We start from the raw sequence: 12,597 nt of genomic DNA on the forward strand, positions 1-12,597 counted from the left end.
ATGCGTGCCGTGGCGCTGTGGGTACGGGCCGACCTTCGGGTACGCCGCGGCGAGGCGCTGTTCCTGGTCCTGGCGACCGCCGGGATCATCGTCTCCCTGCTGCTCGCCGGGGCGTTCCTCACCTACGCGGCCAACCCGTGGCAGCGCGTGTTCACCCAGTCCTCCGGCGCGCACGTGTGGATCCAGACGAAAGCAGGCCTCGACCCCAAGGAGCTGGCCGGGCTCGAAGGGGTGCGGGCCACGTCGGGGCCGTTCCTCACCGGCCCTGCGACCGCCGACCTCGCCGGGAGCAGAGCGGCGGTGCAGCTGCGCGCCGCCACCTCGACCCCGCCAGAGGTGGCCAGGCCGCTGATCACCTCCGGGCGCTGGTTCGCCTCCGGGGCCGGCGACGAAGTGGTTCTGGAGGGCTCACTGGCCCGCGCCCTGTGGGCCGAGCCCGGCGACCGGCTGCACGTGCGCGGGGAAGGCGCAGCCGCAGGCACCCTGCGCATCATCGGCATCGCCGACACGGCGGAGCCCCCGTACGAGCCGGGAGAAGTCCCCGGCGTGGCATGGGTGCCCACCGCCACGTTCCTGCGGCTCGAACCCGGCGAGCGCCATGAACAGGTCATCGGCCTGCAGCTCGCTGATCCGGAGCACACCGACTTCGCCGTCCAGCGTGCGGTCACCGAACTCGGCGCCGACCAGATCTCCGGGATCTCCACCTGGCAGGAGGCCCGAGCCGCCGCCCAGGGAAGCGACCGCCTGCTCGGACTGCTGCTGGGCGTCTTCGGCCTGGGCGCTCTGCTGGCCGCAGGATTCGCCGTGGCGGGCGCCGTCAGCACCAGAATCCGCAGTTCGCTGCGCGACATCGCCGTCCTGAAAGCCATCGGCTTCACCCCCGCGCAGCTGATCCGAATGTTCCTGGCCGAGTACGTCACCCTCGCGCTGCTGGGCATCGCCGCCGGGACGCTCCTGACCGAGCTGCTCGGCGCCGAGCTGCCCGGCCGGGCCGGCGACGCGGTGCAGCTCTGGCAGGCACTGCCGGGCCACATCTGGGTTCCTGCGGGGATCGCGGTGGGCGCGGTACTCCTGATCACCGCCACGACCAGCTCGGCGGCCTGGCGGGCAGGCCGCGTGTCTCCCGTACCCGTCGCACGGGCCACCGTCCCCGCCACCCGGCGGATGTCCGGCACGACCCGGCGGGCTCTGGGCCTGCGCCTGCCGCCCGCCCTGGTCCTCGGCTGGCGCGGAGCCTTCCAATATCCCCTGCGGGCCTGCGCGGCGATCGCCCGGCTGGCCGTTCCCATCGTCCTGATCACGATCGCCCTGGGCACGTGGACCACCCTCGACCGGTTCGACAGCGACCCGCAGGACGTCGGGATCGTCGCCGCCCTCACCGCCCGCGGCGACGACCTCGACGACACATCCATGCGGAGGTTGGTGACTGCGGACCCCGCCGTCACCGCGGCCTATCCCGGCGCCGACGTCACGGCGCTGGTGCCCGGCCAGACCGGCACGATCACGCTCCGGGGCCTGGGCACCACGGCCCGCCCCTATCCCTTTGCCGTGGCCGAGGGCCGCCCGCCCGACGGCCCCGACGAGGCCGTCGCCGGACAAGGACTGCTGGACCTGCTCGACGTCGAAGTGGGCGACTGGGTCCGCATGACCGTCCGAGGCACTCCGCAGATCCTTCACATCGTCGGCCGCATCATCGAGCCCGAGGACAACGGACGGGTGATTTCCACTTCCCTGGACACTCTGCGCGAGCGCGACCCCGCACTCCGGCCGGACTTCTACTCCCTCGTCCTGAGGCCCGGAGCCGATCCCTCAGAGGTCGGTGAGCGACTCTCGGAACGAGCGTTGGGACGGTTGGACATCCGCGAGAGCGCCAACATCGCCGACGAACTCTCCTCCGTACGCCCGGTGGTTGCCGGACTGATCGGTGTGCTGGCGCTGATCGGCCTGGCGGAGCTGTCCACCACCATCGCCGCCGGCGTACGGGACCGACGGCGTGACCTGCTGGCCCTCAAAGCCATCGGGCTGACACCCCGCCAGATCATCGCGGTGATTGTGGCGGGCACCGGCTTCATCGCCCTGGCGGCCGCCCTCGTCGGTACAGGTCTGGGACTCCTGGCCTCCCAGTGGCTCATCGATGTCCAGGCCGCCTCCAGCGGCATCGGCGCGGGCATCGCCCAGCTCCCGCCACCCGGCGCTCTCATCCTCCTCGGCGTGGCGGCAGTCGCCGGAGCGGTCGCCGTCTCGCTTCTGCCCGCACTGCGGGCCGTCCGGCACCGTCTCGCGGACACCCTCAGCGACACGCTGTAACAGATGGTACGCGCAAGGCGTGACCGCCGGACCGACCCGCCCCGCTCGGATCTACGCGGCCCGCGATGCGTACGGGGCGACGGTCCGGGCGACACGCAGTCCGACGCCGCAGCGCCAGCTGTCGGGGTGAGTACGGATGTCGATCCACTCGGCCAGATACTCGACGATGCCCAGCCCGCGCCCGTGTTCGTCGTCGGCATCGGTTCCGCGGGGGCGGGGCAGGTCGGTGGAGGGCCCGGTGTCGACGACGTCGATGCACAGATCCTGAGCCGACAGGGACACACTCACCGTCATCTCGGAGCCGCCGTGCTGCGCGGCATTGCCGGCCAGTTCACTGACCACCAGGACAGCGCTGTCCCGGTCCGGACCGGTCACGCCCCAGCGGTTCAGGAGGCCGGCGACGAAAGCCCGGACGGTGCCTACCCGGCAGGCCTGCGCGGGGAGGGAGATCATCGCCCGCTGGAACGTGTCCTCGCCCGGCCCGGCCGGAGCGGAAGGCGCCGTGGGCGGGACGACGGGTGCGCGCCCTGGCAGAGGACGGAGCCTGCCTGGTGTGATCGTGGAACTTGCCTGGGTGGGAACCATGACGTGCCTCGCTGACCTCAGCCATCCGGGCGAACATCGGCACGCGTCCCCGCGTGACACGCCGCTCGGCAGTGTCGGGCACGAGCGCCAGGAGAGCTCCCGGCCGGCTGCGATCAGCCGCTCATCTCGTGCGGGTCAAGCTGTTGTACATACATGTTAAGTACGGCGCAGAAGGGAAGTCAACGTATTCCCGAAGAAAACCGCAGGAAACATACCTCCGCCTGGCAGCGGCATCCGTCTACGGACAAACACGGTTAAGTAAACCGATAGGCATCAGGGCCACGCCGGAAATCCTGCCCGTCCGGGCGACTGGGCCAAGACGGCTGAATGTGCGCAAGGCCCGCCAGGCCGACCTGCGGGCGGTCGGGAGGCCAACCGGGGGCTGACCCGCGCGCCAAACCTGGGGGGCATCCGCCCCTGGGGCGTCAGCCCCGCCTTCGAGTCGGCCGTCGTCGTGCCAGGTCGCCTCCGGGGCCGGCAGTCGCCGATCCCACCCGCCCGAACGCGGCGGTCCATTCCAGGCATGAGAGACGTCATGGCCCCCGACCCCACTTGCTGGACGGATCAGCAAGCGCCGGGGGTGAGCTCCTGCAGGACGGCCTGCCTTCGAGCAGCGCGAACGCCTCCCGGTGGCTGGCCAGTGCCTCCTCGTAGCGGCCCATCTGCCGCAGCGCGACGCCCAGGCAGGCACCACGCCTGATTGTTGAGGTGCCCGTCCTCGCGGGCCAGCGCCAGCGCCTGATGCAGGTGCTCCGCTGCCTCGTCGGGTTCCTCGCGGGGCGGAGGCCACGCCGAGCGTGATCCGGGCCGTCAGAGCGGGCGGCCAGGCCAGTAGGCGTAGGGCCGCGGCTCGACGGTCCTCCGCTACAGCATCAGTGTGCCGACGGGCACCCCGGCTGCCAGGAGGGCGGCCGTCCCGTCGCCGGTCGGCATCACGAACACCAAAGCGCCGCAGAGGAGGCCGCCTGCAGCCTTGCGGTCCTTCCCATGACCCGTCATCCCGCCTCCCTTTCAGTCCATACGGCCTTCTCACGCCAGCAGGATGACGGAGCGCCGGTTTCGCACCCGAGGGCGTATCCGAGGACGAGGTTCAGCGAGGTGTGGAATGTGCAGCCGGGGGACCGGGACGGCCGGTCAGGCCTTCTTGATCTCCCAGAAGCGAAAGACGGTCGACGCGTCCAGGGTCCACTCCAGGCCTGTGATGTTGCGGTAGGCCACCGCGTACTGCTTGCCCTGCCAGAGCGGCAGGAGGGGCAGTTCCGCCGCGACCAGGTCCTGGAGTTCCCCGAACTGCTGCTCGGTGGCGGCCCGGTCGGCGACGGCGGCGGTCCGGGGGAGGATCGAGCCGGTGATCCTCTTGTTCTGGTAGTGGTTGCCGAGGACGTTGTCCTGGCCGAAGAAAGGCTGTGTGAAGTTGTCGGGGTCGGGGTAGTCGGGGATCCAGCCCTTCGCGTAGACGCCGTACTTTCCGGCCGCGATGTCCTTCTCGTACTGCTCGAATCCGACCGACTTGACCGTCGCATCGAACAGGCCGCTGTCGTTCAGCTGCTGGGCGATCGCCTTGAACTCCTGGTCGGTGGTGGGGCCGTAGCGGCTCGGCGTGGACCAGAGGGTGAGCTTCACCTTGTCGTTGATGCCGGCGGAGCGCAGTGCCTGCTTCGCCCGCTGCGGCTGCGGCGTGCCGCCGTACAGGTCGAAGTAGGCGGTGTTGTGGCCGGTGATGCCGGCCGGGACGATCGAGTACAGCGGGGTTGCCGTGGACTGGTGGACGTCCCGGACCAGGGCGTCGCGGTCGATGAGATACGCGATGGCCTTGCGTACGCCGAGCTTGCCGACGACCGGGTCGTTGAGGTTGAAGACCAGGTGCTGCACCTCTGCGCTGGTGCCCTCGATGACCTCGATCCCCTGGGCGTCGGCCGACGCCGAGCCCTGGAGCTCGGATATGTCGTCCGCGGGCAGTCCTCGGTAGGCGATGTCGACCCGCCGCTCGCCGAGCGCCGATGCCAGCGCCTTCTGGTCGCTGTGGAAGAGCTTGAGGGTGATGCCCGAGTTCTGCGCCTTGGCGGTGCCCTGGTAGCCGGAGTTGAGCGAGAAGACCGCCTCGTCCTTGCCGTACGAGTCGAGCTTGTACGGCCCCGAGCCGACTGCCTTGCCGTCGGTGCGCAGCGCGTCGGCCTCGTACTCACGGTGGTCGACGATGGAGCCGGCGCCCGAGGCGATCTTGCTCGGGAAGGTGGCGTCGGGGACCTTGAGCTGGAAGACGACCGTCTTCTCGTCCGGCGTCTCGATCTTGTCGATGGTGGAGAGCAGAGGCATGGGTCCCGCGTCGCTGGCGATCTTCCGCACACGCTCGAAGGAGAACTTCACATCCTCCGACGTCAGACTGTTGCCGTTGCTGAATGTCAGACCGTCGCGCAGTGTGCAGCGGTAGACCGTGCTGCCGCCCTCGTCGAAGGCGCAGTGCTCGGCCGCCTCCGGCTGTGGGGTGGAGCTGCCCTTGGGGAAGCTGAGCAGCGACTGGAAGACGTTGTTGAACAACAGCCAGGAACCAGGGTCGTAGCCTGCCGCCGGATCGGTGGCGAGGACCTCGTCCGACATTCCTATGACCAGCGAGTCGCTGCCGTCGTAACCGGCACCGCCCGCCTGGTTGCCGCAGCCGCTCAACAGGCCGGCCGCCAGCCCTGCCGCGAGCGGGATGGTCAGCCACTTGTTACGTGCCTTCACAGAACCGTGCCTCTGATCTCTTGTGTCATTGGGGCGGCAATGCGCCCCGCCGAATGCTACAAGTCAGACGGCTCCCCGGCCCAACTCCCACAGTGGCAGGTCCGAGCTGGAGTTGAGCGCCCACTCGACGCCGGTGACGCCGTCGCGGGCGGCGACGTGCTGCTTGCCCTGGCACAGGGGAGGCACCGGGAGGTCGGTGGCGACGATCTCTCGTATCCGCGAGAAGGCCGCCGCAGTGTGGTCCGCCTCGCGCCGGGACAAGCGGGGCCACTCCGCTACCGCGCGGGTGATGCACCGGGTTGCCTCCTTGTCGGTCAGGCCGGTGAAGGTGAAGCGGGTCTCGGACAGGTGCGCGCGTAAGGCACCGGCGAGGATCTCGGACTCGCCGGCCGCCGTCGGTTCGGGGGCCATCGCCGATTCTCCGCCCGCGCAGTGACAACGGCCGGGCATAGCCGCCGAACAGCGGGAACGCGAACGGACGTTATCACTGCCGGAAGGGGTTTATCCGGCTTCGTCCGCTTCCAGCGGTATGTAGGTGATCAATGATGTGTGAAGTGGCGTTGGGTGATAGGAGGGTCACCCGGCCAACTTCTTTGTGTCATCTGCCAGTACGGCGGCCAGACAGGGCGGAGGAGACTTTCTGCCACGACCGCGACCCGGCCGCCCTCTGAATCCGGAGGGCCCGGCGTGGGCAGGTACAGGACGAATCACCGAGGGGGCAGCACGTGAGCGTGCAGCAGTACGACGAGATCGGCGAGGCATTCGAGGGGTTCAAGTCCCTGCCGCTGACGCGTTACGGGGAGGTGCCGAGTTTCCTGGGCATGGTCGGGGACGTGAGCGGCAAGTCGGTTCTCGACCTGGCGTGCGGCACCGGTTTCTACAGCAGGGAGTTCAAGCGGCGCGGCGCCACGGATGTCCTCGGTGTCGACATCTCCGTCGAGATGATCGCCGCCGCGCGGACGATCGAGCAGCGTGACCCGCTGGGTGTGCGCTACGAGGTCGGTGACGTGGCCGAGCTGCGGCCGCTCGACCGGCGCTTCGGCATCGCGGTGGGAGTGCAGTGCCTCAACTACGCCGAGGACGTCGCGGCGATGGAGCGGATGTGCCGCAACATCCACAGGAGCCTCGTGCCGGGTGGAGAGTTCTTCGTACTCGCCCAGAAGCCCGACTACCGGTTCGACTGTCCGTCCCTGGACAAATACGGGTTCCGCTGCGAGCCGACCGGCGAGGAAAACGAGACGGGTCCGCGGGCGCGGGTCACGGCGCTCCTTGACCCGCAGCCCATCAGCATCGTCACCGCGGCCCCGCGCCGCGAGGTCTACGAGGAGTGTCTGCGGGCGACCGGGTTCAGTGAGGTGGAGTGGGTTCCGCTGCAGGTGTCCGAAGCCGGCATCCGTGAGTTCGGCGGGGCCTTCTGGGCGGACCTCCTCGCGAACCCACCGCTGGAGATGCTGCGCTGTCGTGCCTGACCGGCCGACGGTCGTGCCGGCTTCGACCTACTGCGAAAAGGAGTCCTGCTCGCCTGATGACGAGCGTCCTGCTCCGGTCCGAGCCACCGAACGCTTGACCATGACACACGCCCGGACGCTTGAATGACCACGTGATCGATTGGGCGCGGGTGCTCGACCCCCGCGGGACCGCCGGGCGGGTGCCCGCGCTCCTGGAACAAGTGGAGCGAGATGGAGGCGCCGAGGCGTGGGAGGAGCTGTGGTACGAGCTCTGTCTTGAAGGTGAGACCGTGGTTCCGGCGAGCTTCGCCGCGCTTCCCCGCCTGGTGGCGCTGGCTCCGGACAATCCTGAGGCACTGAACCTAGCCGGATCGATCATGCGCGGGGCCATCCAGCACCACGGCGCCGACGACCTGCTGCTGAAATGCGCCGACGTGGTGGCCCAACTCCGGAAGCTTCTGGACCAACGTCTGAAGTCGCGGCCGGCCGGCTACCTGAATGCCTTTCGTCACCTGCTGGCAGCCGACGGGCAGTACCACTGGAGTGCCGTCCTGGGAGACTTCACGGACGACTTCTACCACCTGTGCTGCCCCCACTGCGAGGTGGAGGTGACCGTCGCCATCGGCGACTACGGGCGCTACTCGGCGATCCGGGACTGGAATGCCGGAGATATGGAAAGACGCGATCTGAAGCCCGCGTCGCCTGAAGACCTCGCTGGCACCGGACGGTGGATGCATGACACGGCCGTCCGTGACGGCCAGGACTGGCTCGTCAACGGTCTCACCTACCTTTTCGGACGAGCCGAGTGCCCTCGATGTGCCAGCACATTCGTCATCGCGGCGGAGTACGCAGCCGCTAACCTCCCGCCTCTCTGTTCGCGGGCCGCGATGGGGTAGGGGTCGAGACCGGCTTCCGCGTCGGCGTCGATGCGGGCGGCGAGCACACTGGATGGCAGCGGGAGTGGTCAAGGGGGAGCGCCCGGTGCTACGCGCGCGGCCGTGCTGCGGGCCGCACAAGGTCGCAGGTCAGGAAGGACGGGAGTCTTCGCAGACCGCCAGGAACAGCTGGAGCAAAGCCGCCCTACTGCCGCCTCGACGAGACCGCCCTCTACCCGCGCGTGCTGTCCCCCGCACAGGTGACACAGCACCATCGCATCGGCCGTCAGCCAAGAGGCGGAGTTGTGTCGGTCGAGCCCACTGCGGACGTACGCCTGGCGATCTCGTAGATCGCTCGGTTGATCACTCCCGTCTCGATCCGGACCACGACGGAACCTGCCGTCCCTCGGTTGTGTTCGCCGTGTGCCGTGTGCCGTGTGCCGTGTGCCGTGTGCCGTGTGCCGTGTGCCGTGTCGGCCGGGATGCCGGGATGCCGGGAGCCGGGTCCCGGTGCTTGATGTCTCCCGTTGCGTTCGCGTAGGCGTAGGTCACCACTCGTCGACGCCGCGCAATCCTCGTCGAGCGGCGCTCCGAGGGCGGTGCCGTCCACGAGCCGGAACCGAAACCAGTCGTACAGGCATACGACTCTTCGTGGGATCCACTGATCACCGGTCCCGAGCGGGGATGGTTGATCACCGTCAGTTGCGCCTGCTCTGCACGACCGCGACCGACCGAGGCCGAGACATGACTGGCACCCAACTGCAGGCCGTCCACCAGCCGAGACGTGACCTGCGACCCCTGGGCGCCTCATCCAGATCCCCTGCACCGAACGCAACGGCACGGCTTCCGTCGAAGCCGTCACAACGGCGCGGATGGCGCTGCGCGGCGACGGTCACCACCACGTCTCACTCGACCGGGCCGCCAAGACCATGAAGCAGACCGGCGACGACATGAAGGTCAAGTGCAAGGAGGCCTCGCGCGGAGGCATCGCAGTCAACGGTGTCGAATGCCGAAGATTGCGCTGACCACCGCCTGGCAACCGGCGGCGAGGCGGGATCCGGCGCATGCCCGCCCAGGCCTGTGCACACCTGGGACCAGCTCCACTGCTCGACTTCGCGAGCCAGTCTTTAGACCTGTCGGCCGACCGAAGAGGTCAGGTGTGCACCTCATTTGTAGCGTCGATTGCGCGGGTGCCGAACGGTGCCGCATCGGTGCCTGCACAAGTCGGTGAGGCGGGCGGACAGACGAAGGGCAACGAGCTGATGCTCAGTGAGACGACGTCTAAAGTGACCTGGGGAACGATTTCCGTCGCGGTCTCCTTTGCCTTTGCCGTGTCCGTCTCGGCGCCCTCTCGAGCCCCCTCCTCGAAGTCTGATTCGCATGCAGCTTCGGCTGCCCCTGCCGTTTCGGCCTCGGCCCCCGCCCACGCTCCCTCGACTTCCCGTTGGACCGGGAAATCGGAAAACGCTGTGCGGCGGCTCATGGGCGGGGTCATCGAATGCGCCTCCAAGAAACCTCGGCTCGCCCACGCCCTGGCCCGGGACATGGCCCGGGCCCTGGCCGGTCGGTCCAGCCGGGCGTCCATCGCGCTGTACGACCGGACCACGCGTACTTCCTGCGCGTACCGTGCCGACAAGCACTACGACTCGGCAAGCATCGTCAAGCCGATCGTCCTGGGCGCTCTGCTTCATGCCAGAGGCGGAGACTTGTCCGAAGAGGAGCAGGATCTCGCGAGGAAAATGATCGTGAACTCGGACAATGAATCGACGTACGTGTTGTGGGACATGGTCGGCCCCGACAGTATCCAGGATTTCCTGGACGAGGCCGGAATGACGGATACGACCATCGACGAAGCGGGCTTCATGGGTCTGACGCAGGTCACCGCGAGGGACCAGGCCACCCTGCTCGAACTGCTCACCGGCGAGGACGATGCGGTCCTGGACGAGGAAGAGCGCGCCTACATTCTCGAACTCATGCGGGATGTGCAGGAGGATCAGCGTTGGGGAGCGCCCGCCGGAGCTCCGTCGGATGCCGACGTCCAGGTGAAGAACGGGTGGCTTCAGCGCTCCGAAGAGAACCTCAGGAACCCCTGGGATCGCGGTGATTGGAAGGTCCACAGCATGAGCGCGATCACCGGCCGCGCGCATGACTACGGCCTCGTGGTCCTGACCGAGAACAACCGGGTCCCCGAGGACGAGCATCCGGAAGCGGGATGGGACTACGGCATGGACACGATTGAAAGCGTGGCGCAGGCCGTCCACCGGAACCTGTACCCAGGCCGGTGACGCGTGGACGAGCACCACGACTACCTGGTTCGGGAACTGTTCGACGTCGGTGTCCCGTGAGCGCGAAGTTCGAAGAAGTTAGGCGTTCCACCACTGGTCGGTGCCGCAACCGACCTCGAAGTGCCACCAGCCTTCCTCTTGCCCTTGAGTCAGCAGTGCCTTGATGCCGGCGAAGTCCGCGCCTGCCGGGGCGGTGAAGGCCACCATGGGGAAGTCCTCACTGAAGACCTCGCCTGCGAGACCGAATACTGAAAGGCGCTGGTGCACTGCCTGGGGGCTGCGTCCCAGGGGGCCGGTGGGGACGGGCACAACGCGAATCGTGCAGTTGCCGGAGGAACTGACTCGCCCGAGAGCCCAGTGGAGCCCGTCGGAGTCGGTCTGGTAGCGAACTACGTCGCCCTCGGCCACCCCATCCTGCAGGAAGGCGGCGTTCCGCACACGGGCCGTGTCAGCATCGAGCTTCGTCGCCCACAGGCCCTCGGTGTCTTGCGGCAACCATCCCTCGCGAGGAACGAACCGGAACCAGACCTTGATCGTCTCGACTGTGCTCTCCATGACGGTCATCATGCGCCGACAATCAACAGCACCTCACATCGGGTCTGAACTGAGCGACCATCATCATCCGCCGCCGCCACCGGACAGCCGGAGGTCTGCCCGCGTAGGCGAAAAGCGAGAGCAGATGTCCGTGGGTTTCGGCGTCACTCGACGTTGGGCCAGCTCTGCAATGTTGCTGAATCCTAGGAACACTCACTGGCCGGTGCCGCCTTCTTCGGTTCGGGAGGGGGCGACACCAGAACTCGCCGAGATGGGCGACCCCGACCGCCCGGCCGGGGGCGCCGCGCGGATCCGCCCGGGCGGCCCGAGGAGATCGTGCGGTTGGTGGCCTGGCTGCTGTCCCCGGGGCCTCGTACACCACCGGGGCGGTTCTCAGGGGTCGGTGGCGGCCGCTGAACCCGGCCTGAATAGGGTCACCGTTCGTGACGAAGATCAATCTCGCCCGGACGGCGACCACGACAGCAGCCGCCCTCGTCCTCCTCGGCGCCACTGCCCCGGTGCCCGCGCTCGCGGACGGCGGCACGTCCGCTCCGGCGGTGACGACCGGTGCCCTGTTCAACGACCCCACCAGCCCCGACCCCGCACGGAGGGACGCAATACCCAACCACCTCGCCCGGCTCATCGACGGCGCGGTGCCAGGGTCCGACATCAAGATCTCCACGTACGTATTCGGCTCCAGATGGGTGGTGGAGCGGCTCAACGCGGCGCACCTGCGCGGGGTGAACGTCCAAGTGATCCTGGACAGTGCGACCCGCCGGCACTGGGAGGGTGGACCGGTGTACGACCTGCTCGCCGCCGGGCTCGCGAACAAGCCGGCCGGCTCGGGAGACTCCTGGGTGAGGCTGTGCGCCGACAAGCAGGCGTGCCTGGCGAAGACCCGAACCCGGCGGACGGCTGGCCCAGCGTCAACCACAACAAGTTCTACCTGTTCTCCCGGACCACGGGCAGCGCCACCGCCACCGTGCCGGTGGACAACGTGGTCGTGCAGTCCTCCGCGAACATGACCAGCTGGGACCGGCTGAGGTCCTGGAACGACGCCTTGACGGTGGCCGACAACCCGGCCCTGTACGGTGCCTACGCCGCCTACTTCGCGCGTCAGGTCGAGGCGCAGGCGGACCCGTCCAAGCAGGTCTCCGACGTTCTGATGGACACCCAGGCAGGCCGGGCCAAGGCCTATTTCTTCCCCCGGGCGACCACGGACGTCATCGTCAATATCCTCAGCACGGTGGACAACCCGGTTGACGGGAAGCCGGCCTGCCACGGCAACGACCCCGGCTACGGCACCACCGACGGGCGCACGGTGATCCGCGTCGCGATGCACGGCATCACCCGTCCGGAGGTCGCGCAGAAGCTGTGGGAGCTGGACGACGCGGGCTGCTACGTGGACATCGTGTACCGCGACCTCGACGCGTCGGGGACTACGGTCGAGCAGATACTCAACACGCCAACCCGGTACGGCGGCGTCGCCCTGCACAAGCTGGACGACGCGGCGGGCGGCACGCACACCGCCACCCACACCAAGTACCTGCTCGTCGAGGGCACCTACAAGGGCTTGAAGAACCAGAAGATCGTGTTCACCGGCAGCCACCCCTACACCAAGTCGGCCCTGATCGGTAACGACGAGGCGCTCTTGAAGTGGGACGACTCCACGGACCTTGGACACCCCACCGCCTCGGTGTACGACGCCTACCGGGAGAACTTCCGCACCCAGCGCGCGGTCTCCGACGCGCAGAACACGCAGCCTCAGCCGTAGCCGAGACGGCGGGCGCACGAATTCATGGAAGGTGGTGGTCAAGCGAAGGCACGGGGACTCGGGGG

10 protein-coding genes and 2 pseudogenes are annotated in these 12,597 nt (G+C 68.3%); 6 read left to right on the top strand and 6 right to left on the bottom strand.

The window, feature by feature from the left end; translation table 11 throughout:
• Positions 1-2,307, top strand: coding sequence for an ABC transporter permease (locus J7E88_RS26670; protein ID WP_215185480.1), 2,307 nt, complete (start codon positions 1-3; stop codon positions 2,305-2,307).
• A 51-nt stretch (positions 2,308-2,358) separates the two neighbouring features.
• Here the strand turns inward: J7E88_RS26670 and J7E88_RS26675 are convergent, their stop codons facing one another.
• The 4 genes and pseudogenes from J7E88_RS26675 to J7E88_RS26685 form a co-directional block, all read right to left on the bottom strand.
• On the bottom strand, positions 2,359-2,760 hold the full coding sequence (locus J7E88_RS26675; RefSeq protein WP_215185482.1) for an ATP-binding protein: 402 nt from the start codon (positions 2,758-2,760) through the stop codon (positions 2,359-2,361).
• Between the two features lie 996 nt (positions 2,761-3,756).
• Positions 3,757-3,891 (bottom strand): hypothetical protein, encoded by a 135-nt coding sequence (locus J7E88_RS36830; protein ID WP_285427599.1) that lies wholly within the window; start codon positions 3,889-3,891, stop codon positions 3,757-3,759.
• Between the two features lie 135 nt (positions 3,892-4,026).
• Positions 4,027-5,616, bottom strand: a complete 1,590-nt coding sequence (locus J7E88_RS26680; RefSeq protein WP_215185484.1) for an ABC transporter substrate-binding protein — start codon at positions 5,614-5,616, stop codon at positions 4,027-4,029.
• A gap of 63 nt (positions 5,617-5,679) precedes the next feature.
• Positions 5,680-5,874, bottom strand: a pseudogene (locus J7E88_RS26685) (peptide-binding protein); the annotation flags it as partial.
• 467 nt (positions 5,875-6,341) lie between these two features.
• On the opposite strand from J7E88_RS26685, the gene J7E88_RS26690 reads away from it, so the two are divergent.
• Both J7E88_RS26690 and J7E88_RS26695 read left to right on the top strand, forming a co-directional pair.
• Positions 6,342-7,085, top strand: coding sequence for a class I SAM-dependent methyltransferase (locus J7E88_RS26690; protein ID WP_215185487.1), 744 nt, complete (start codon positions 6,342-6,344; stop codon positions 7,083-7,085).
• A 119-nt stretch (positions 7,086-7,204) separates the two neighbouring features.
• Complete coding sequence (locus J7E88_RS26695; RefSeq protein ID WP_215185489.1) at positions 7,205-7,960, top strand: hypothetical protein; 756 nt, start codon at positions 7,205-7,207, stop codon at positions 7,958-7,960.
• Between the two features lie 342 nt (positions 7,961-8,302).
• Here J7E88_RS26695 and J7E88_RS37490 read toward each other — a convergent pair whose 3' ends face one another.
• Positions 8,303-8,713 (bottom strand): DUF6351 family protein, encoded by a 411-nt coding sequence (locus J7E88_RS37490; protein WP_374196323.1) that lies wholly within the window; start codon positions 8,711-8,713, stop codon positions 8,303-8,305.
• Positions 8,714-8,723: 10 nt separating this feature from the next.
• On the opposite strand from J7E88_RS37490, the pseudogene J7E88_RS26700 reads away from it, so the two are divergent.
• A pseudogene (locus J7E88_RS26700) lies at positions 8,724-8,964 on the top strand (L-serine ammonia-lyase, iron-sulfur-dependent, subunit alpha); the annotation flags it as partial.
• Positions 8,965-9,003: 39 nt separating this feature from the next.
• A complete protein-coding gene (locus J7E88_RS26705; protein WP_251023258.1) occupies positions 9,004-10,224 on the top strand; it encodes a serine hydrolase in 1,221 nt (406 codons plus the stop codon).
• A gap of 78 nt (positions 10,225-10,302) precedes the next feature.
• Here the strand turns inward: J7E88_RS26705 and J7E88_RS26710 are convergent, their stop codons facing one another.
• Positions 10,303-10,791, bottom strand: coding sequence for a DUF4265 domain-containing protein (locus tag J7E88_RS26710; protein WP_215185491.1), 489 nt, complete (start codon positions 10,789-10,791; stop codon positions 10,303-10,305).
• An 850-nt stretch (positions 10,792-11,641) separates the two neighbouring features.
• On the opposite strand from J7E88_RS26710, the gene J7E88_RS26715 reads away from it, so the two are divergent.
• Positions 11,642-12,532 carry a phospholipase D-like domain-containing protein gene (locus J7E88_RS26715; RefSeq protein WP_251023259.1) on the top strand — a complete coding sequence of 297 codons (891 nt, stop codon included), beginning with the start codon at positions 11,642-11,644 and terminating at the stop codon, positions 12,530-12,532.
• Positions 12,533-12,597: the final 65 nt, after the last annotated feature.

Source organism: Streptomyces sp. ISL-10, assembly GCF_018614575.1.
Taxonomy (GTDB): domain Bacteria; phylum Actinomycetota; class Actinomycetes; order Streptomycetales; family Streptomycetaceae; genus Streptomyces.